Raw genomic sequence first — 21,602 nt, 5'->3', positions numbered from 1 at the left:
TACACTTATAACTCCTCCCACTTCGTCCACACTTCTCTCCCGTTTATATGGTACATATTATCCTCACGATCCATAAATCCATGCACTATGAATTCTCGTCTAATCGTACAAAAATCATCATGATATTGTTTTATGAATGTATTAATTTCTTTTTCTGTATATTGATTTTCAGCGTTTAACTTGCTCACTAAATACTCTAACAATACTAGTTTTTTCTTCTTTTGACCTGGAATCGATTTTAAACGATCCTCTTTATCGAAAAAATTGCGAATGGTCGTATCACGAAATTTCATTTGGCTTTCGGTCATTTTGTTGTCCTCCATCAGTTTTTATGTAATAAAACTTTATTGTTTGTCCTTACTATTTTTCTTCATTCTTTTACTTACAACATCCATAAAGTAATTCCCAATCATTAACACGTAGTAGAATGTAAGTATTCCAAATGTATCTTTCATACTTGTATATTCTTCTTTATGAAACAAGATAGGTGAAAGGGTGAAAACAAGAAAGAAGATTAGCGGATATAAGATAAAATAGTAAGTAAGGTTTCCTTTCATCGTATCAACTCCTCTATTCTAGTTTTCTCTGTAAATTGTTGTAATTCCTTTTCTTTTGTTTAGACTGCAATCAGAAGTTAAAAGCAATAGCTCCAAAGACAAATTGTTTGAGCCTCTAGAATAGCCGAATTAATGAAGAAAATAAAAAATCTATTTTCTAAAACATTGGTGTTATTGCAAAGGACTTTTGTATTATAAATGTATAGTAAAAAATTTATAGGAGTATAAGTAAATAGAATACGAAATTGTTGATGACGGAAAAATCCCAAGAAACATTCATTTCCATTTATGAAGAGGTTCAAATTTCGAGTTAGTTTTAAATATAATGAATGGAGAATACATAATGGACAATTTATTTAATCAAATTGCAACTTTTTTTAACATATCATTACCTCAAGAAATGATGAATGCTTTCAAAAATCCAATCTATTTGCAGCACAAGAATGACTTTTTAATACGCTTATTATCCTTTGAAGAAGCCATGGAAGTGTATTTATACCTACATGAAGATGTTACTATTTCAGAAGTTTTCCCATTATGGACAGATGATAACTCCAATTATGTAGGTGTTTACATGTTAGGGCCGCTATCAGGCAGAGTTTGTTTTATAGACCATGAAGAAATGGATTTGTCCCCAGTATATCCTAATGTACAAACGTTAATAAACACTCTATTAGAAAGTCCTGAAGTCGATTGGTATGAACTTCCAAAACATTATCCTTGTTCCAAAGAAAATACGGATGAATTGCAAATACAGCAAGATGTACACACCATTAAAGAATTGAAAAACCTTCTTAAACAACCTGAATTAACTGAAGAAAAAAGAGCTCACTATTTATTTTTAATTATGGCTTTAACTCCTTACGCGCAATTGCATGAAATACTTCCCCTCTTGGACGACCCGGATATGTGGGTACAAGAGAGAGCGGCTGAAATTCTAGGTTTCCATAGATACGTACCAGCTAGCGAAAAACTAAATTGGGTTAAAGAACATGGACAACATAACGGGAAATTGGCAGCTGAATTAGCATTAAAAAGAATAAAAATGGAATTAAAGAACTAAAATAAAAAGAAACACTAACATAGTAGACTGACCTATACAAACGATAAGTTAAAATAAAAAAGCACCGAAAAGGTGCTTTTTTTCTACGCTTCAATCGATTGATTTTCAGCAATATTTTTAAACTGTCGTTTGTGCATCCAAGTTAATGAAGCAATTGTTCCAAGTGATAATAAAACGATAAAGATCATGAGTATCCCAATATTTTGCCACATGAAGTTAAAGTCTCCGCTTGATACGACTGCTTTCAATCCTGATACAGAATATGTCATCGGTAACCAAGCATTAAATGGTTGTAAATACTTCGGAATCAACTCTAGCGGGAATGTTCCAGCACTTGTTGTAAGCTGAATAATTAATGTGATGATTGCGATGAAACGCCCTGCATCACCGAATGCTGTTACTAAACATTGAATTAATGAAATAAACGCTAAGCTCGTAACAATACTAAAGAGTATAAAATATGGAATACTTTGTACTTCTACACCTAACCAGAATAGTAATATGACATCTGCTACTATTGCTTGAATAATACCGACTGATAGTAAAACACCAAACTTACTAATAAACCAGCTGAATCCTGATTTCGGAACGCCGACTGTATCGCGTAATGGGTATACGATAGATAATAGTAATGCCCCAACGAATAAACCGAGTGATAAGAAATACGGTGTGAATCCTGTTCCGTAGTTTGGAACTTCCGCCATTTTCTCCGTCTTCACTTTTACAGGGCTTGCAAACATATCATACGTTTTATCCGTTCCTTTCACTTCACCAGTTTTCTCTGCCCCTTCGCCAAGTTTCTCAGCAAGTTCACCTGAACCATCATTTACTTTTACGAGGCCATCTGTTACTTTTCCTGATCCATCTGCTAGTTTATTTACTCCGTCGATTAGCTGGGTTGAGCCGGTTGATAATGTACTTAATCCTGTTGTTACTTGACCAGATCCATTTGCTAATTGCGTTATTCCGCCTGTCATTTGGCCTGCTCCTGCAGATAGTGTATCTAAACCACCCGTTACTTGGCTTGAGCCATCCGCTAATTTCGTTACTCCTACAGATAATGTACCTAAACCGCCTGTTACTTGGCTTGAGCCGTCCGCTAATTTCGTTACTCCTACAGATAATGTACCTAAACCGCCTGTTACTTGGCTTGAGCCATCTGCTAATTGATTTACTCCACCTGCCATTTGGTTTGCTCCTGCAGATAATTGATCTAAACCGCCTGTTACTTGGTTTGAGCCATCTGCTAATTGATTTACTCCACCTGCCATTTGATTTGCTCCTGCAGATAATTGACCTAATCCATCTGTCACTTTTCCAGATCCGCTTTGTAATTGTGTTACTCCATCAATTAATTGAGCTGATCCATCTTTTAATTTATCAGCACCTATTTTTGCTTTATCTAATCCCTCACCAAATCCATGAAACTTACTAACAAATTCATTTTGTGCGTTCGTTAGTTTCTCAACACCACCTGCCAGAGTTTTCACCCCTGCTGGATTTGGTAATTTGTTTTGCAATCCATTTGTTGTTTGGTGTATTTCGCCTTTTAATTGTTTTACTTCTTCATTTAATTTATTTGTTCCACCTGCTACTCCGGCAGCTTTTTGCTGAACTGTCGCTGTACTTTTTACAGCACTTGTTATGAATGGTTGTAACTGCTCTTGATATTCTTTCGGTAAACTTTCAATTTGCTTTTGTAAATTCGCTACCTCTTGCGCTGCATTTTTGGCATCTCCTGCCGTTGAGTGTGTAAGTTCATTTAACTGATTTACATTCGCCCCAGCTCCATCTATTTTCTCATTTACTGTATTCAATATAGAAGGAACTTTCGACTGCATTTCCTCTAAGCCTGCAGCAGACTTTTGTACGTTACTATTTAAATCTTGCAATCCCTTTTGAATTTCTTGAGACCCTTTTTCTAATTGACTTTGCCCTTCAGCAAGTTTTCCCATACCATTTGATAGCTCAGTTGTTCCTGCTTTTAATTCACCGGATTTACTTACTAATTGGTTCAAACCACCGGTCACTTTCTCAGATCCATCATGCAATTCATCAATTCCTTTTTGCATTTCACCCGTTTTGCTATTTAACGTATTTAAACCGTCTGTTACTTTGCCTGACCCATCTACTAATTTTCCGATACCTGTTTGCATCTGACTTGTTTTACTATTCAACGTATTTAAACCGTCCGTTACTTTTCCGGATCCGTCTACTAATTTCCCGATACCTGCATTGCTATTTAATGCATGTAAACCATCTGTTATCTTTCCGGAGCCATCTACTAATTTTCCGATACCGGCATCACTATTTAATACATGTAAACCATCTGTTACTTTTCCGGAGCCATCTACTAACTTTCCGATACCTGTTTGCATCTCACCTGTTTTGCTATTTAACGTATTTAAACCTGCTGTCACTTTCCCAGATCCATCAAATAGTTTCCCAACTCCATCCTTCATCTCTCCAGACTTCCCTTGAAGTGTATGAAGGCCATCCGTCACTTTACTTGAACCATCATGCAGTTCACTTGATCCGTCGTGTAGTTTATTTGCTCCTTCCGCCCCATCTGCTAATCCTTTTGAGACGTCTTGAATGGAATCAAACATTTTCTCTGCATATGTTTTCGTTAACGTACTTGATACTTCACCTTTAATTTTTTCAATTGCTGTTCCGCCAATTTGTGAAGATAAGAAGTTTAAACTTTCATTTGGAATGTATTCTAAGTTTAATGGTTTCGGATCGTCTTTTAATAACGTTGTAGCGTTACTTGAGAAGTCATCTGGAATACGTACTAACATGTAATACTTTCTGCCTTCCATTCCCTCTTTCGCTTCTCTTTCACTTACAAATTCCCATTTAAAACTTTTATTATCTTTTAAGTTATCAACGAGCCCTTTCCCGACCTCAATTGGTTTCCCATCAAGTTCTGCACCTTTATCTAAATTGACTACCGCAACTGGCAAGTCATCTAGCTGTTCATACGGATCCCAAAAGGCCCATAAAAACATACCCGCATATAAAATCGGTACAAATAAAACCGCAATGATTGGGATTAATATTTTTTTACTTTTTATAATCTCTGCAAATTCTTTACTAAGCAACTTATGCCATTTCATAATTTATCCCCCTTTTTAAAAATGACCAAAATTCATTTATGGTCATTTTTACCCAAATAAAAAGGCTATATCTGTTCATACATATGCCTTATCCCCGAATTTATACTATGCACATTTTCATCTACATGATTATATTTAACCATCCTCCTTATACGATTGACCAATTTGTTCAATTAGTCATTTTTTATAATATTAAAAGGATTATCTTAATTTGACAATCCTTTTAGTAAATAAAGTTCGAATAATTCCGATATTTTTTCTTTTTCTAACGGTTCATGATTTTTTTCCCAATCAAAAATAAGCGATACGTATAGGCGAAGCATAATAAACGCTGTAATTTCTGGATCACATTTGCTAATTTCACCTTTTTCAATTGCAATCTCTAAATAAGATTGAATAACAGAAACGATTTCCACATCTACTTGTTGCATCACTTCTTGTACTTCTTTCGTTCCCATATCGCGCTCTTCTTGAATTAATTTAATCATGAGCTGATGTTCTTTTCTAAATTCTAATATGCTATATAATGCTCTATGTACATTTTCAAAAAATGAAATATCTGAACGAATTGCGTCTTTTGCGACTTGCTTCATTTCTGTAATTAAATTAGAAATAATTTCACCAAATAGTTCTTCTTTATTTTTGAAAAAAGTATAAATTGTTCCTTTTCCTACATTCGCTAACTTCGCAACTTGATCCATCGTCGTCGCCTTATAACCGAATGCTGAAAAAGACTTTGTTGCAGCTTCAATAATAGAACGTTTTCGATCTATTGCCACATCGTCACCTCCAAAAATGACCAATTGGATAATATAGTCAATCAGTACATATTTGATATTACCACACGCTTACATTCTATACAAGTTCTCTTTTTTAGTTATTCCCAGTTTAAAAAAATTCCAGTCCATTCATATAATACTGTCATAGTGTATCAGAAGGAAAGAGAAAAAGAAAAGGTGTTCTTAAAATATACATCTCCAGAACACCTTTTTATTATTTCAACATAGAAAGCATAATCTTCTCTAACTCTTCTTTATTTACATTTTTATCGAATACTGCTTTTCCTGGCTTCTCTAAACTATGATTAATAATAACGATTTGGTATGCACTATTTTTCCCTTTTGCAGGAACGATCATCTTCATACCTTGTAAATTACTATCCGAGTTATGAGTAGCGTAGAATATTTGATTTCCTTCTAATTCGTACTGTTCCATGTTTTCTTCTACAACAAACAAAGCCTGGAATGGATCTTTACTCTCTCCGAATACTTGTGATTGAGAAATTATATAATTTCCTTTTCCGTTCGTATATTCTGATGTAATAATTAATTCCGGCCTTCTTTTAATAAAATAATTTACCTTTTCAGCCTTCAGAGCGTATCCTTCAATTGTGTAAGTTGGCTTCTTAATTTGGAAATCCACATGTTGCTGTGCTTCCTGTACCGTGTAATTTAAAGATTCGTATACTTTGTCATCAAATGGTTTTGATTGATCATAAAGTGCATATAATTTTTCACGATCGGCTTTTGTTAAACGCTCTTCTTTAAAATATAATGTATCGGATTCATAGTTTCCCGTAGCACCTTTTTTCTGTATATTAAGAATTTCTTTATACAATTTTATGTACTGTTCGAACTCATCTTTTGTTAAAGCCTTTTCAGCTAAATATAAATAATCTGTCTTTTTTTCATATACCCTGTTTGAATAACTGAATTCTTTTCTCGCATTTTCTTCTGTACCAAAAAGCATATCTACAGCATTTTGGAAAGCATCCTTTGACTGCTCTACCTGATCTTTTTGTTTTTCTTTCCCTTCCGTTGCACGTGCGTTGAATAAAGAAAGGGATGCAATAGCAACTATAACAATAATTCCGAGTAAAGAAAGACGATACGATTTCTTTTGGAACTTTTTAATCATAACGATTCTCCTTTTTAATGTTCGTTTATTTCTACTTAAATTTGCTAGGCTTGGTGCTTGATAGGAATAATGTTCTAAAAGCGTAATAATTGTATGACCGTATGCAATTTGCTCCTCTTTATCTATAAACGTAAGTGCATATGCATCACAGGCTAATTCTTGATCTTCTCGCATACAGAAATAGGCGTACCAAAGAATCGGATTGAACCAATTTAATAGGAGCAAACTATACATAATCCAATTTACAGCTACGTCGTTTCTCTTAATATGAGCTAACTCATGGTAAAAGACATATTGTAATTGTTGCTCATTTAATACTTTCATATGTTTTTTTGATAGTAATACTTTCGGCCGAAAGAAACTGAAAACAGTTGGGCTCGCAATCTTTCCTGCTAGACGTAATGAAACTGCCTTCTTCATTTTCATAGACTGCTTACAGCGATTAAACACTGTAACGACCTGTTCATCCGTAATATCCGCTTGTTTCTTTATGTAAGAATATAAACGTCTATTTGTAATAAACGTTATGACTGCTAATACGATTACCCCAGCTAGCCAAACATATAGAGCAAGTTTGTATAAAGAAAATGTAGTCTGTTGTTCCGCACTCGCGTTTACTTCAGGTTCACCATTTTTTGTCACAGTTTCAGAATTTGATTCCAATTCCACTGTATGATTGGTTTCTATGTTCACTATACTCTCAGTAGACGGCATATTTTTTGGAATAACTTCCGATACACTAGAACTATAGGAAAGTAATGAATAAATACTATAAGAGCTATCTGGTGACCATGGTAAAAGAAGTCTTATCATTAATACGATCCACAGCATATATTGCCATCTCGGCGTTAACTTATTTCTAAATAGAACTTTTATACATAAGATAAATCCAACTAATATACTAGCCATAAGTGACGTTTCTATAAGCCAATCAAAGATTCGAGGAAGGTATATATTTATAAACATATCTATCATTTTTATCTATCCTTCCTCTTATTCTCCTCTGTCTTCTCGTCTAAAATACGTTTCAGTTCATTAATATCTTCTGAAGACAATTTTTCTTCTTTCAAGAAATTTACAAGTAACGGTTTAAATGCAGCACCGCAAAAACGCTGTAGCAAAGATTTCGTTTCTACTTGTAAATAATTATCTTGTGATACTAGCGGAAAATAAGCATACATGCGCCCTTTATCTTGATGGTAAGAAACGGCTTCCTTTTGTACTAACCGGTTAATTAATGTACGGATGGTTTTCGGTTTCCAGTCCATTGTATCTTCCAGTTCTTCTATAATTTCATTCGCTGTTTGTGGAGAATTCGACCACAACACTTTCATAATTTCTAATTCTGCTTCAGATATTTTAGGTAATTTATTTGTCATATTGTTTTCCACCCCTCGTATTACATTTGTAATCTACTTTTAAGATTACAAATGTAATACTTAATTGTCAACCATATTTTAGAAAAAACAACTTTTGTAAGTCTTGTATTGAAACCTTACCTAACAACAACAAAATTCCTCTTTTTCTAATAAACAAATAAAAAAACAAGAAAATCCTTACATTTAATAGTAATATAGAAAGTAGACAGATTTATAAAAATAGTGGAGGCTTTTTCAGTCATGATGCGTGCGCTTCGTTTAAATATAAGGCAAGCTTTTTGTAATCGTGTTTCTTTAATTATTATGTTTAGTGGATTAGCTCTTATTTCTATTTATCATTATTATTATGTAATTCGTTATTTAGGAGACGCAACGAATGGGGCTATAGCAACTGCATTTAAATGGATCGGGTTTCGTAATAATGAAATGGATATTTATTTATTATTAATGCCTGTTATTGCAAGTTTACCATTTAGTACGAGTTATAATTCCGATAAATCCGATGGTTTCAAAACTTTTATAAGTAAGGAAATTTCCCTATTCTCGTATTCCTTTACAAAGTATATCGTTACATTTTTCTGCGGTGGATTTCTTTATACTTTACCGTTCATTCTTTCTTTATTACTTTGCAAATTAACAATTCCAAATGGAGATCCAACTGCCGGTACTAGCATGATAAATGGCAACGGAATGTTCGCAGAGTTATATTTCTCTTCTCCCATCACTTATATTTATCTATATATTGGGATTAATTTTTTATTCGCTGGTTTAATGGCCCTCTTAGGTTTAGCAGCGTCCACATGGTCACAAAAGGATTACATGGCACTTCTATTCCCATTGGCAGTTACTTCCATTCCTTTCGTCCTGCTAAATACAATATTCCCTACAATAGGCGGAGCACCTATTCACTTATATGATCCAAAACAACCATTACACGGGATGTCACCATACATTTTACAATGTACATTTTTCTTCCTTGTCAGCTTATTCATGTACATAAAAGGATTACAACGGGACAAAAAAAGATATATGAGAAGACTTCAAAAACGAGATCGATGTAGAAAAGCTTTTCAGCCATTGTAAAAACCTAATTTCCTCACGTTATCTTGGAAATTAGGTTTTTTTATTCATTTACGGCGTGCCAGCCAACCCCCACAAAATAACAACAGTCGCAAAGTAAATTGCTTTAATAGCTACCACTAAACATAATGCAATAATTGCATATTTACTTAATTCTCTTCTTGCACCGATTAAAGTAAAAATAACCGCCAAACTAAACGTTATATAGGAAGTTGCGGTATTTATTAAATAATACATACTATCTAGATTCTGTGTAAGCCCTGTTACATCAGCTACAAATTGGAGCATGACGATCGTACTAAAAAAAATTGCAAGCTGATTCATTAATTTCCCGTTTATTCGGGCTACCATATGTCTACACCTCCTCGTATTAAAGAATGAATATTCAATCTATTTTATCATGAGAATTCCTAATAATGTAAAAGAACGCTTAGTATATTTCTAAGCGTTCTTTCTCGACTATTTAAGAAGCCTTCTTCAAATCAATTTGAACAAGTACTGGATCGTGGTCACTTACACGTCCATGTTCTTTCATAATGTTTGAGTTTAAGTGTACTGGGTCTACAATTGTGTGCGGTGCGATGTTGTTTGTTACTAAAATATGATCTAGCACTTGTGCGTTACCTTCATGAATGTACGTGTAGCGGTTCTCTTTCGGCACTGTGTTTAACATATCTTTTAATATCGTTCCCTCTAGTGCTTCTAAAGGTTTAGAGAATTCAAAGTCATTCATATCACCTAATACAACAACTGGTGCATTTGTATTCTTTTCTTGAATACCTTGTACGAAATGATTCACTTCTTGTGCTAATTGAACTCGTTTTTCTTCACTCTTTAATACGAGCGGCTGCACTTTTCCAAATGGCGTTGCATCTCCTAGTTTTGAGTTTAAGTGATTTGAAATGACAACAACATTTTGTCCTTGGAACGTAAATTCTGCAGCTAACGGTTTACGTGTACTTTCAAATAAAGGATTTTCGTCTCCAATACGAACTACATTTTTATCTAGTGACTTCGGTACTGTCGCTAATTTCACACGAGATGGGTTATAGAAGAAACCGACGCGAATATTCGCTCCAGGTGCCCCGCCGTCTTGATTGTTGTTCGGCGCAATTTCTACATACTCATACTTCGGTCCACGAATTTCTAATACAGCATCAATGATACGTTTTGCGCTTAAAGATGCATCAGTCGTACCGTCATTAATTGATCCATTATTATCTTGCATCTCTTGGACGCCGATAATATCAGGCATTTTTAAATTATATTTAATAGAATAAGCTAACGCTTTTACTTTTTCATCTGTTGTTTCTTTTTTGTTCGCTGAGAAGTTTTCAATGTTATATGTAGCAACTGTTAACTTATCAAGACGCGGCTGAATATTTGCCCCTACTTGCTTAAATCCGCCGTCCACTACAGATGGTAATTCCGTTACTGGCGAAATACGGAACGAACCGTAGTCATATCCTACTACGCCTGTTATATCTCCAGTGAACGTATCGCCTACTTTCGCGACATAATCACGAGGTACTTTTACAGAAAGGCGCTCTGGATTTAATTGCTCTTTATCTAATAAAGGTGTACCATACTTCGTTACTACTTTATCTCCGCCATTTTTTACTGTTACATATAAATTACCGTTTTTCTGCGGAGCGATAATTTTTGGCGTTGGCATCGTAACGCGCATGCCTTCTACACTTTCATAAAAGTCGATTGCATCTTCATTTGGATCAAATAGACCGAATGCATCATTATCGATAATTTGATCAGGGATTTTTACACCGTTTTCTCCTAATACAATCGGCGCTGGTAAAGGTTGATCTTTTGCGATTACTGCAACGCGACTCGCCTTAATTTCCGTCGTCGTTAAGTCTGTTTCAAATCGCTCTGCATATCCAGGCCCAACATATTCTTCTACTTCTCCATCAACTTGGACAAGATCTCCTATTGCTACATTCGTATCTTTTTTGTATACGTAAATACCTTCAGAAGTAGCTGGATCATTATCCGGCTGATTATCTTCTATATAAAAACCATTTTTATCAAGCGCTGTGACAACGCCTTCCACATTGTTTACTTTCTTCCCATTGTAAGGAGAAATATGTGATTTCCCTTGAATATCATGAATACGAACTGGTTCATTTGTTACGATTATAAATGAAAATGTCGAAACTGCTGAAGAAGTAAGCCCTTCTTTTTCAGCGATTGCTTTCACTACACTATTTTCATTCACTACAATTTGTCCGTTATAAAGAACACTTTTATTTGTAGGATTAGAGCCATCCAACGTATAGTAGATTGTTGCTCCTTCTGTATTCGTTGTTAATGTTACCGCTGTTCCTTTTGCAACTTCCCCACCATTTGGTGATGCCACTACATCGCTAACGCGGTTTTGTTCTTCTCCTTGAAACTTATGAGCTGTTACTGATTTTAAACCTGGGCTACCGAAATATAACTCAAGCGTCCCTGTCAACCTAACTTTCTTCCCGATATTTTCAGGATGGTCTTTCACATTTACTGCCGATCTCACATCGCCTTTTGGCAATTGAACAGGCATGATTTTGTCTGGATTCGTTTCGTTTGGCGAATCGGCAATTGCCACGTTTGTGTCGTCAAACTTAGCCGGATCTTTCGTGTATTTAGAAGGACTTTGCGTATACCCAACGATATATCCTTCCACTATCCCCTTCGTTTTCCCTTGCTGCTTAAATACTTGAATTGCTTTCTCTACTGACATAGAAGTAGTTTCTTCCGCCTGCGCTAAAGTTCCAGTAAATGAAAGCAATAGCAATAATGATAAAAAGATACTTAACAATTTCTTCACAGCCATTTTCCTCTCCCTAATTCATATTTTCTCAGCATTTCTATCATATCAAATGATTCGTTATATAGAACTATATTTCGACAAGTTTTACACAAAATTTATTTAATTTACAAGTTTTCAAACTATAATACAAAATAACTTATATAGCTTTATTGACTAAAGGTATTTTATCCAATAAACAAAACGCCTTCTATATAATTGAAGGCGTTTTGTTTGAAATATTTTAATGTGCGACTAATTCAGTCTCCATTACTTTCTCTAAATGAGTTAGCACACACTTTGCAGCTCTCTCACCTTGCTCAATACAAGCTGGAAGACCAGAACCAGCGTAAGAACTACCTGCCAAATACACACCTGGCAATTCTTCCTCCATAAATGTTGTGAGCTTTTTCATTCGCTCTTTATGGCCTACTGTATATTGAGGCATCGCTTCTTTCCAGCGGCTTACAATTGTAAACTCTGGATCCTCTGTAATATCCATTGTCTTTTGTAAGTCTTCGAGTACGAGCTGCACAATTTCTTCGTCAGTTTGTTCAACAATCGCTTCATCACCTGGGCGTCCGACGTAACAGCGAAGAAGCGTTTTTCCTTCTGGCGTTGTATGTGGCCATTTTTTATGTGTCCACGTACACGCTGTAATCGTGTAATCACTATTTCTTGATACGACAAATCCGGTACCTTCAATATCACGCTGAATTGCAGACTTTGGGAAAGCAAGTGCCACGTTTGCAACTGATGTAGACGGAATGTTACGGAAGAAACGAAACTGCTTATACTGCGCAAACATAGATGGCAATACTTTATGCGGCGTCGCAACTACAATCGCGTCTGCTTCCATTTCTTTTCCGTTACTAAGCGTAATCGTATAACTATCACCAAGTTTTGCAACCTTTTCGATACGAGTTCCCTTCATTACCATATCATTAGGAATCTTCGCTTCAAGAGATTCTACTATAGATTCTAAACCGGTTTTCACAGTTTTAAAGATTCCTTTTTTCAATTCAGCCTTCTCTTGCTTTGGAGCGAGCGTACGCATACCGAGTGAAATACTACGGTGCTCCTGTTCAATTTGATAAATTTGAGGGAATGTTGACATTAAACTCATTTCATCAATATCCCCTGCATAAATACCAGATAATAATGGCTCAATTAAATTTTCAACGACTTCATTTCCAAGGCGATGCCTGAAAAACTGCCCGAGTGATTGATCAGAAACTGGTTTTGATCTAGGCATTAGTAAGTCAAAACCAGCTCTTAGTTTACCAATTGGGGAGAACAATCCGGAAAATAGAAACGGCGTAATTTGCGTTGGAATTCCCATCATTGAACCGCTCGGCATTTTATGTAACCGATTGTTTACGAGAACGAACGATTGACCGGCCTTATTATTTACAAGTTCAGCATCAAGTCCTAATTCTTTCACTAACTTAGCTGCGCTCTTTTTTCTTGCTAAGAAAGAATCAGGGCCACGCTCAATTGTAAATCCATCTTTTTGAACGGTTTGAATTTTCCCGCCAAGTTTACCAGACGCTTCTATAAGCAATGCATCTATCGGCAAGTTTTTTTCACGAATTTCTTTTTGTAAGTTATACATTGTTGTCAATCCTGTGATGCCACCGCCGATGATCACAACTTTTTTCCTCAAGTAAGCTCCCCCTTTCTACTTACATTACAGATTCTTTTTTCTTTAATACAACATCTGCTAAACAGTCGATAAATGCGTCCGATGCGTTTGGCATTTCGGGACGATAATATTTCGCGCCAATTTCATCCGTTACAACTTTACACTCAAAGTCATTGTCATATAAAACTTCTAAATGTTCCGCAACAAATCCAACTGGTGCATATACGAATGAATTGTAGCCGTGCTTTTCATTTAATTCTCTCGTTAAATCTTGTACATCTGGACCAATCCAAGGATCTGGTGTATTTCCGGCACTTTGCCAGCCAACTGCATAATTTGCTACTTCAGCACCACGTGCAATATAGTCAGCTGTTTCGTTTAATTGATCTGGATATGGATCGCCGAGTGCGATAATTTTTTCTGGTAAGCTATGTGCAGATACGATTAACACTGCTTTTTCACGTTCTGCTTCTGACATACCGTTATATATACCTTTCACTGCATCGACCCAATACTGAATAAATTTCGGTTCTTTGTACCAGCTATCGATGCCGTGAATTGTTAAGTTCCCAAGTTTTCCTGCTTCTTCTTGCGCTCGTCCTACATACGACTTCACGCTAAAAGTAGAATAGTGAGGGGCAAGAACGAGTGCAATTGCATCTTCTATTCCATCTTTATGCATAGCTTGTACTGCATCTTCAATGAACGGTTCAATATGTTTTAAACCAAGATACATGTGGTACTCTACTTCATCTTGAACTTCATTTAAACACGTTTCTAACTTTTTAGCTTGCTCTAATGTAATAGTAGCTAAAGGAGAAATACCACCAATTGCACGGTAACGCTCTGTTAAATCTTCTAGCATTTCAGGACTTGGCTTTCTTCCTCTGCGAATATGTGTATAGTAACGTTCAATATCTTCTTCTTTATATGGCGTTCCGTATGCCATTACAAGCAAACCAATTTTCTTTTTCATACAGACAATCTCCTTTACTTCGCTAACTGTTCTTTAGAGTACTCATGAATAAATGTAGTTAAGCGTTTTAATGTATCTGGATTTACTTCTGGGAATACGCCGTGACCTAAGTTAAAGATATAACCTGGCTGCTTCATCCCTTGATCTAAAATACCTTTTACATGTTCTTCAATAACAGGCCAAGGTGCTAATAAGAATGAAGGATCCATATTTCCTTGTACCGCCTTGTGAACACCACGTGCGCGTGCTTCTTCGATCGGTAAGCGCCAATCTAAACCTACTACATCAAGCGGTAAGTCGTGCCATTCATTCACTAAATGTGCAGCACCTACGCCGTGCATAATCATTGGAACACCCACCTTACGAACTTCTGCAAAAATACGCTCCATCGCTGGTTTAATAAATATGCGGTAATCCGCTACATTTACTGCTCCAACCCAAGAATCGAAAATTTGAACCGCTTTTGCTCCTGCATTAATTTGCGCTTTCAAATATGTAATAACCATATCTGCAAGCTTATCCATTAAAGCGAACCAAGCTTTCGGCTCTGCATACATAAACGCTTTCGTATTATGATAATTACGAGAAGGACCGCCTTCAATCATATAGCTCGCTAACGTAAATGGAGCTCCTGAAAAACCAATTAACGGTACATCTAACATTTCTGTCGTTAATAAACGAATTGTATCTAGTATGTAAGGTACGTCATCTTCTGGATTGATTTCCCCTAATTTTTCTACGTCTTGTAAAGAACGGATTGGATTATCGATAACTGGACCAATGCCAGATTTAATTTCCACATCAACACCAATTGCAGGTAGTGGTGACATAATATCTTTATAAAGAATTGCTGCGTCTACGTTATATTGATCAACTGGCAACTTTGTAACGTAAGCGCACAACTCTGGATTATGTGTAATTTCAAATAAAGAATAGTTCTCTTTTATCTTTCTATATTCCGGCTGTGAACGACCTGCTTGACGCATATACCATGCTGGTACATACTCTGTACGTTCCCCCCTACATGCTTTTAAAAATGTCTCATTTATAGTTCTTACCAAGACCCTAGCTCCCTTCCTTACCAATGCTTTTTCTTTAAATATGCTCTATTCCGATATTTATCTTTTTTTACTATACAGCTTGTAAAAACAAAATGCATAACATTATGTACGTTGTTCATTAAATTGACACAAACGTTCGTAAAAACGTTTACTATTTTCACAACATTCTTATTATAGCACAGAGAAAAACTACGGTTTAGCTACTTTTGACTTTTCTCCTTCACGGTTCGTTTGTGTGTTATATGGCACAACGTAAAAACTTGGTTTTGAGAATATATTAATAAACTTTTCCTCATATTTCCCTGTTCCTTTTGCCGTTCCAACGTGAGTATGAATTCCTTTTTCAACTTTATAAATCCGGTACATAATTCTCTCATCAGGAAGCGGCGTCCAGCTTAGTTTCATTGCAAATAAACCGAAAGGACTAAATGCTAGTTTTGCTTCCACGTTTTGAATCTTATCTAAACGAATTGGCAGTCCAATTGTTTCAACACCTTTTGGCCTATGAAAACTCGCTTTATCTTGTATATTTGCTTTCGTTAAAATCTTTTTAAATAACATCGTTGCAGATGCATTTCCATCTTGTAATTGATGCTCTTTATCGGTGCGGTCATAGCCAATCCAAACTGCACCTACTAAATTCGGTGTATATCCAACGAACCACATATCACGCGCACCATTGTCATCATTCGGCAGTGAAGTTGTGCCTGTTTTTCCAGCTAAAGCCCCATTATATACGCCAGCTTTTGCCGTACCTTCTTTCACAACTCCTTCAAGCATCTTTGTCATATACCATGCCGTTTGCTTCGAAAAGACTTTCGTTTCAGCTTTTGATGATTCTCCAATGACCGCCCCGTGTCTATTTAACACTTTATCGATAACGTGCGGTTCGATAATATTCCCGTTTGCTAAAAAAGATCGGTACATTTTGACAAGATCAAATGGAGAAACACCATTTTTCAGCCCGCCAAGTGCTGTGCTTAAACCTGAGTCTGCAATATGAACATTCCCTTTCTCTAAATATTGCTTTCCCTCATCTACCCCTAATTCATTTAATAAAGATACAGCTGGCACATTTGCTGATTCTAATACCGCATCGTACATCGTCATCTCTTTCGTATACTCATGATTATAATTTCGAGGTTCATAACCTTCAAACGAACTTTTTTCATTCGTTAATAAAGAATATGGATTATATTTCTTCGTCTCAAGTGCAGGTCCATATACGATAAGCGGCTTTAAAACAGAACCAGGCTGCCGCTTTGCAAAAACGCGATTAAGCCCTCTCGGAACATACTCTCTTCCGCCAATCGCGGCTTTAATTCCGCCAGTCTGATTATCCATTAATAAAAATGCACCTTGCGCCCCGTTTTCTTTACCAGGGAAATTTCTCGCATCTTGAAACTGGTTATATGCTACCTTTTGAACTTTTTCATCCATCGGTACGACAAACGTATATCCTCCGCGCAGTACTTCTTGATGCGATAAACCATATAAACGCGCCGCTTCATCTATAACCATATCGATATACGGCATATATGCGAGTTCACGTTCATCTGAATTTTTATAAAGAGCGATTGTTTTCCCTTGGTAACGAACACTATCTTCCGCTGTTAAATAGCCTTGTTTATGCATAAGTGACAAAACAAGATCACGGCGCCCTTTACTCTTTTCTAGGGATAAGTACGGTGAATAGCCATTTGGCGCTTTCGGAAGCCCTGCAAGCATAGCTCCCTCTTCCACTGTTAAATCTTCTACATTTTTATTAAAATACAACTTTGCTGCCGCTTGAATACCATATGCCCCATGACCGAAATAAATATGGTTCATATACATTTCAAGAATTTGTTGCTTCGTATATTTTTGCTCTAATTGAAGAGAAATTGCGACCTCTTTCAATTTACGCGTAAATGTTTTTTCGCGAGTTAAAAAGACATTTTTAGCTAGTTGCTGCGTAATCGTACTACCGCCTTCTACCTTCTCTCCAGCTAACGCGTCTTTATAAAGCGCCCGAAATATAGAAGGGTAATCAATTCCTTGATGCTCATAAAAACGAGAATCTTCCACAGCAATAAATGCTTGCTGCACGTACTTTGGAATTTCTTCAATCGGCACGAGCTCTCTATTTTCTACATATAACTTCGTAATTTCTTTTCCTTTCTGGTCAACGATACGTGATGAAGAGTGGAAAACAAGCTGCTTTTCATCCATCATATAGCCACCAGTTAACACAATAAGTTTATAGAGTACAATCGCTACTACGAACGTTGCTACCCCGCCTAATAAAGTCCACTTTGCTTTCTTCATACATCGGCCTTCTTTCCAAATGATGGTACATTTATTATTTGAAAAAGAAGTATCTTTATGTATATAATCTTCGAAGTTTTTTAAGAGAATTGATATAATAGAGACAAACCATAAAGGGGGCATTAAAATGAAGGCTATTATTTCATACGAAACACCTCTAGAACAAGCACATTTCACTGCAAAAAATAACGAAAAAGATATGTTTTATAAAGAAAATACTGAAGAATCTGTGGAATCCACACTTCAGTATGACGTATTAGACGCTGTTGGAGAATTTAAAGGACAACCTGGCTACATCGTTTGTAACAACATTTCTGTAACAGACGAAGGTCGCCCAGTATTTGAAAACCGTTTTAAAAACCGTGCTGGTCTAATCGAAAATGAGCCTGGCTTCCAGGCAATCCGTGTTCTTCGCCCATTAAGTAACGATACATATGTCATCTTAACGATGTGGGAAACTGAGCAAAACTTTAAAGACTGGACAGAATCACGTTCATTCGAAAACGCTCATAAAAAACGTCCTGCACAAGCAGAGGGACAAGCTCAGGCTCAGGCGCATCCACATGCAGAACAGCAAAAAAGCATTTTCTCTCGCCCGTCGTTCGTGACTACTTTTGATGTGTTAGTTTAATTTTCGGAGTTCGGAGTCGGCGGTATATGAAATTATATCGGCGATTTTTCGAATATATCAACTTATCGACAAATCACGACACAAATAAAGGAAACACCATTACACGGTGTTTCCTTTTTCTTTGTACCAATTATATATGCGAAGCGCGTCTTCTTTTCGCATATGCTTCACTTTATAGCCATGCCCCGCTACTGATACGGCAGCTGTACATAACTCGTCTTTCTTTTGAAAATGCGACTGATTATATCCTACCACTTGAATATGCCTTCTTCGCATGATCCCTGTATATTTCGCGAGACCTCGGTGCACCATTACTAACTGATTGTCTCGTATCATATATCCACCACTTTTATATCTAGCGTATGCAAGTATTGTAAATACAATAAATAGCGGTATAAGAACGAACAACGCAGTATGTTGTTTAAAATATATACTCGCACCAGCGATTGGCACAGCGAGCACAGCACTTGTAATCCAGCCCATTATGACGTAACGGCGTAATGCAGCCTTCGGTAAATGAACGATTTCCTCTTCTATTTCATAGGGCAACTGTAAATAGGCAAGTAGCTGCTGTACATCTTTTTTCTTCATAAAAGGATGTAACATCACTTCATTCCCTGCCGCTTCTATACTTTGAATGACTTCCACTTCGACAGAGCAATAACCGAAAGGCTGGCGGAGAATTCCTTCTTTTACAGTAATTGCTTGAATGCGGTGGAGCTTTAAGACAAACTCTTTCTTATCAAATAACCCTTGCACAATACGAATTTCATTTCCGTTTCGCTCTATTTTAAAGTTCGCATATTTTAGCGCATAACCAGCTGTCGAAACGACCCACGAAACCGCCATTAAAATCGCGGCCATAACGATTAATTCATATACACCGTTATCCATCACATACGCTTCCACTTTATTTATGAGCCATTTTGGAAGGAATTCATTAAACTCTGTGTAAAGGATTACTAACATAGAAAACACTAATCCAAATCTGCCAGATGTAATAGATGCGAATAAAATTTCTTTCGCTGTTAACCGATAAACCGTCTTACTTTCTTCTTCTGCGGGCGCCTCTTCACTCAAAACGCTTCTCTCTTTATGTAATAAAGCAATCAGTTCTTTCGCTTTATCTTCTCTAATACCAGCTAACATCACTTCTGGCTCACTACCGCCGCCCGCTACTTCTATATTTAATTTCGTAAGTCCAAGCATTTGATAAATGACATTAGAAGATGTACTAATATTTTGCACACGGTCTTTATTTAAATAACTTTCCTTCTTCACAAAAACACCGTGTTTTATATGTAAAATATTACTCTCAATCCAGTACACTTTGAAATACCATTTTATAGCTGAAAATATCGCCATAATGAATATAATAAACAAGATGAAAAGATAAAATAAATACCAGGGTTTCACTTGTTCTTCAGGTTTAAACATAACAAGGATAATAAGTGGAAATAAACTAGAAATCCTAATACCTAATAATATCGTGATCGGATGTTGCCTCTTATACATCCTCATCACTCACTTTCGCAAGTTCTCCAATTTGTCTTTTCAACTGCTCTGCTTCTTCTTTCGTTAAACCTGGAATACTATGAGAAGTTGCCGCTGTTGAAATATGTAATTCTGCTAAATTATACTTTCTCATAATTGGCCCTTGCTCAATCGTTACGTGCTGCACGCGGATCATCGGAATAAGTACGCGCCTCACAACGAACATTCCCTTTTGAATCTCAATCTCTTCTTCATTTAATCTGTAACTATAATAACGTTGACGTAAATTTGGAAATACAAAATAGTCGAGTGGTATGTATATAACTGCTCCTGTCACTAACAATCCAAACAACCAGCCCCACCAGTTAAAGTTAATCATAAAAAAGAAATACGCAATTACGACTGCTAGTATAACTGCCGCCCCAATTAAAGCATGAATTCTCCACACTTTTAGCATATTAGAATGAATCTCCCTCTCTAACGGCTGCATCTCATCACTCCAATTATATGAATTTATTAATTATATATTAGTTGTTATATACAGTTTTGTAAAATTATAGTTTCTTACATTGTGTCGAGCATTTCTTTAAAATCCCCTTCATTAATCGAATAAACATAAAGAAAGAAGAAGCAATAGCATCTCTTCTTTCTACAAATCATTTCTTCTATAATAGCTTTATTATTAAATATAAATTTCTTCTTTCCAACTACTAGATTTTGATTTGACCACAATTAAATTTTCACTTTCCCATTTTAATGTGCCTAAAAATCTTGAATACACCATTTCGTTACCTACCTCTTCCACCAATAATTGATCGCGAATCTTTAAACCCTTTTCATCGTACACCTCACATCGTAGTTGGAAACCTTTAACACGATGAATTCCTTTTAATATCGCTATCTTCTTACGGCTTGGGCTTTTTTTAGGTGTCTTTCCTACTAAAAATATCCCTTCATAGTTTCGTTTCACAATTTCTCCCAAAGACTCTTCGACATACTTTCTAACAATAGGTGGTGAGAGAGTAGAGTTTTCTTCAAGTCCGGGGATAACATATTGATGTACTAATTTACAAAACTCATTGTATTTCTCTTCAACTGAATCAAGTGTTAAAAATCCCATAAAATCGTAAGGAACATATACACAAATTTCACCTAAAGCTCTATTCACTTTATATGAAATATCAGTATTTTCATTAGCTAAACAATAGACAGTAACTTGCTCAATCTCTCCCAATCCCATTTCAAACTCGTTAATTTTCTTTGAGAAAATTAACTCAAAAATCCTAATTTCATGCACACGCAAATAATGTTTTTTAGGACGTTGTTTTTTCCAATCATAAAATTTTACTCCGAGCACTATAATTCACTCCTTTTAATAAAAAACACTACGAAAATAGTGTAATCTTTTACTTTCATAGCTTCACACATTCATTATATTAAAAATAAAGCTAGTTTTTTATAATTTTTTTGATATAATTACTTACGGGAAAAGGGAAGACATTTATCTTCCCTTGTGTTTTTATTTGCATCTAGTACTTTTGCTAGATGCTTTTTTTTATGCTAAAAAGGT

At 36.0% G+C, this 21,602-nt stretch carries 18 protein-coding genes; 3 read left to right on the top strand and 15 right to left on the bottom strand.

Going from position 1 to position 21,602, the window contains the following annotated elements; genetic code table 11:
- Positions 1 to 5: 5 nt before the first annotated feature.
- Entirely contained in the window at positions 6 to 308 is a 303-nt protein-coding gene (locus tag MR155_RS11120) for a DUF2087 domain-containing protein (protein WP_219301550.1), read from the bottom strand.
- A gap of 36 nt (positions 309 to 344) precedes the next feature.
- Positions 345 to 557 carry a hypothetical protein gene (locus tag MR155_RS11115; protein WP_242309787.1) on the bottom strand — a complete coding sequence of 71 codons (213 nt, stop codon included), beginning with the start codon at positions 555 to 557 and terminating at the stop codon, positions 345 to 347.
- Positions 558 to 900: 343 nt separating this feature from the next.
- On the opposite strand from MR155_RS11115, the gene MR155_RS11110 reads away from it, so the two are divergent.
- Positions 901 to 1,620 (top strand): hypothetical protein, encoded by a 720-nt coding sequence (locus MR155_RS11110; protein WP_242309784.1) that lies wholly within the window; start codon positions 901 to 903, stop codon positions 1,618 to 1,620.
- Positions 1,621 to 1,703: 83 nt separating this feature from the next.
- Here MR155_RS11110 and MR155_RS11105 read toward each other — a convergent pair whose 3' ends face one another.
- The 4 genes from MR155_RS11105 to MR155_RS11090 all read right to left on the bottom strand — a co-directional run bounded on the left by MR155_RS11105 (position 1,704) and on the right by MR155_RS11090 (position 8,035).
- Positions 1,704 to 4,739, bottom strand: a complete 3,036-nt coding sequence (locus MR155_RS11105) for a YhgE/Pip domain-containing protein (RefSeq protein WP_242309781.1) — start codon at positions 4,737 to 4,739, stop codon at positions 1,704 to 1,706.
- Positions 4,740 to 4,945: 206 nt separating this feature from the next.
- The gene (locus tag MR155_RS11100; RefSeq protein ID WP_002168940.1) at positions 4,946 to 5,518 is read right to left on the bottom strand and encodes a TetR/AcrR family transcriptional regulator; all 573 of its coding nucleotides are present in this window, start codon (positions 5,516 to 5,518) and stop codon (positions 4,946 to 4,948) included.
- Positions 5,519 to 5,732: 214 nt separating this feature from the next.
- Positions 5,733 to 7,631, bottom strand: a complete 1,899-nt coding sequence (locus tag MR155_RS11095) for a M56 family metallopeptidase (protein ID WP_242309779.1) — start codon at positions 7,629 to 7,631, stop codon at positions 5,733 to 5,735.
- Positions 7,632 to 7,633: 2 nt separating this feature from the next.
- Positions 7,634 to 8,035: a BlaI/MecI/CopY family transcriptional regulator gene (locus MR155_RS11090; RefSeq protein ID WP_002011165.1), complete on the bottom strand. Its 402-nt coding sequence runs from the start codon at positions 8,033 to 8,035 to the stop codon at positions 7,634 to 7,636.
- A gap of 240 nt (positions 8,036 to 8,275) precedes the next feature.
- Here MR155_RS11090 and MR155_RS11085 point away from each other — a divergent pair, with 240 nt between their 5' ends.
- On the top strand, positions 8,276 to 9,118 hold the full coding sequence (locus tag MR155_RS11085; RefSeq protein ID WP_242309776.1) for a hypothetical protein: 843 nt from the start codon (positions 8,276 to 8,278) through the stop codon (positions 9,116 to 9,118).
- A gap of 48 nt (positions 9,119 to 9,166) precedes the next feature.
- On the opposite strand, the gene MR155_RS11080 is transcribed toward MR155_RS11085, so the two are convergent.
- The 6 genes from MR155_RS11080 to MR155_RS11055 form a co-directional block, all read right to left on the bottom strand.
- The gene (locus MR155_RS11080) at positions 9,167 to 9,466 is read right to left on the bottom strand and encodes a hypothetical protein (protein ID WP_242309773.1); all 300 of its coding nucleotides are present in this window, start codon (positions 9,464 to 9,466) and stop codon (positions 9,167 to 9,169) included.
- A gap of 112 nt (positions 9,467 to 9,578) precedes the next feature.
- Positions 9,579 to 11,945: a DUF6359 domain-containing protein gene (locus tag MR155_RS11075; RefSeq protein ID WP_242309770.1), complete on the bottom strand. Its 2,367-nt coding sequence runs from the start codon at positions 11,943 to 11,945 to the stop codon at positions 9,579 to 9,581.
- Positions 11,946 to 12,162: 217 nt separating this feature from the next.
- The gene (gene hemY / locus MR155_RS11070; protein WP_219301541.1) at positions 12,163 to 13,584 is read right to left on the bottom strand and encodes a protoporphyrinogen oxidase; all 1,422 of its coding nucleotides are present in this window, start codon (positions 13,582 to 13,584) and stop codon (positions 12,163 to 12,165) included.
- Between the two features lie 19 nt (positions 13,585 to 13,603).
- Positions 13,604 to 14,539, bottom strand: a complete 936-nt coding sequence (gene hemH, locus MR155_RS11065) for a ferrochelatase (protein ID WP_242309767.1) — start codon at positions 14,537 to 14,539, stop codon at positions 13,604 to 13,606.
- A 14-nt stretch (positions 14,540 to 14,553) separates the two neighbouring features.
- A complete protein-coding gene (gene hemE, locus MR155_RS11060; protein ID WP_113936583.1) occupies positions 14,554 to 15,600 on the bottom strand; it encodes a uroporphyrinogen decarboxylase in 1,047 nt (348 codons plus the stop codon).
- Between the two features lie 189 nt (positions 15,601 to 15,789).
- Entirely contained in the window at positions 15,790 to 17,907 is a 2,118-nt protein-coding gene (locus tag MR155_RS11055) for a transglycosylase domain-containing protein (protein WP_002011154.1), read from the bottom strand.
- Between the two features lie 127 nt (positions 17,908 to 18,034).
- On the opposite strand from MR155_RS11055, the gene hmoB reads away from it, so the two are divergent.
- Positions 18,035 to 18,538 carry a heme-degrading monooxygenase HmoB gene (gene hmoB / locus MR155_RS11050; RefSeq protein ID WP_002087141.1) on the top strand — a complete coding sequence of 168 codons (504 nt, stop codon included), beginning with the start codon at positions 18,035 to 18,037 and terminating at the stop codon, positions 18,536 to 18,538.
- A gap of 99 nt (positions 18,539 to 18,637) precedes the next feature.
- Here hmoB and MR155_RS11045 read toward each other — a convergent pair whose 3' ends face one another.
- The 3 genes from MR155_RS11045 to MR155_RS11035 form a co-directional block, all read right to left on the bottom strand.
- Positions 18,638 to 20,053: a PH domain-containing protein gene (locus MR155_RS11045; protein WP_242309764.1), complete on the bottom strand. Its 1,416-nt coding sequence runs from the start codon at positions 20,051 to 20,053 to the stop codon at positions 18,638 to 18,640.
- Positions 20,046 to 20,522 (bottom strand): PH domain-containing protein, encoded by a 477-nt coding sequence (locus MR155_RS11040; protein WP_113936586.1) that lies wholly within the window; start codon positions 20,520 to 20,522, stop codon positions 20,046 to 20,048. The genes MR155_RS11045 and MR155_RS11040 overlap by 8 nt, the downstream gene beginning before the upstream one ends.
- Positions 20,523 to 20,714: 192 nt before the next feature.
- Positions 20,715 to 21,389: a hypothetical protein gene (locus MR155_RS11035; RefSeq protein WP_242309761.1), complete on the bottom strand. Its 675-nt coding sequence runs from the start codon at positions 21,387 to 21,389 to the stop codon at positions 20,715 to 20,717.
- Positions 21,390 to 21,602: the final 213 nt, after the last annotated feature.

The organism is Bacillus cereus group sp. BfR-BA-01331 (genome assembly GCF_022663915.1).
Lineage (GTDB): Bacteria > Bacillota > Bacilli > Bacillales > Bacillaceae_G > Bacillus_A > Bacillus_A mycoides.
The sequence above is the reverse complement of the archived record's forward strand: the minus strand, read 5'-3'. Positions and strand labels throughout refer to the sequence as shown.

Excerpts from the sequence above, each read along its gene's own strand:
- MR155_RS11110 (WP_242309784.1), top strand. The coding sequence starts at position 901 with ATGGACAATTTATTTAATCAAATTGCAACTTTTTTTAACATATCATTA.
- MR155_RS11085 (WP_242309776.1), top strand. The coding sequence starts at position 8,276 with ATGATGCGTGCGCTTCGTTTAAATATAAGGCAAGCTTTTTGTAATCGT.
- MR155_RS11080 (WP_242309773.1), bottom strand. The coding sequence starts at position 9,466 with ATGGTAGCCCGAATAAACGGGAAATTAATGAATCAGCTTGCAATTTTT.
- MR155_RS11115 (WP_242309787.1), bottom strand. The coding sequence starts at position 557 with ATGAAAGGAAACCTTACTTACTATTTTATCTTATATCCGCTAATCTTC.
- MR155_RS11105 (WP_242309781.1), bottom strand. The coding sequence starts at position 4,739 with ATGAAATGGCATAAGTTGCTTAGTAAAGAATTTGCAGAGATTATAAAA.
- MR155_RS11040 (WP_113936586.1), bottom strand. The coding sequence starts at position 20,522 with ATGCAGCCGTTAGAGAGGGAGATTCATTCTAATATGCTAAAAGTGTGG.
- hemH (WP_242309767.1), bottom strand. The coding sequence starts at position 14,539 with ATGAAAAAGAAAATTGGTTTGCTTGTAATGGCATACGGAACGCCATAT.
- MR155_RS11090 (WP_002011165.1), bottom strand. The coding sequence starts at position 8,035 with ATGACAAATAAATTACCTAAAATATCTGAAGCAGAATTAGAAATTATG.
- MR155_RS11045 (WP_242309764.1), bottom strand. The coding sequence starts at position 20,053 with ATGTATAAGAGGCAACATCCGATCACGATATTATTAGGTATTAGGATT.
- MR155_RS11055 (WP_002011154.1), bottom strand. The coding sequence starts at position 17,907 with ATGAAGAAAGCAAAGTGGACTTTATTAGGCGGGGTAGCAACGTTCGTA.
- MR155_RS11075 (WP_242309770.1), bottom strand. The coding sequence starts at position 11,945 with ATGGCTGTGAAGAAATTGTTAAGTATCTTTTTATCATTATTGCTATTG.
- MR155_RS11120 (WP_219301550.1), bottom strand. The coding sequence starts at position 308 with ATGACCGAAAGCCAAATGAAATTTCGTGATACGACCATTCGCAATTTT.
- MR155_RS11095 (WP_242309779.1), bottom strand. The coding sequence starts at position 7,631 with ATGATAGATATGTTTATAAATATATACCTTCCTCGAATCTTTGATTGG.
- hmoB (WP_002087141.1), top strand. The coding sequence starts at position 18,035 with ATGAAGGCTATTATTTCATACGAAACACCTCTAGAACAAGCACATTTC.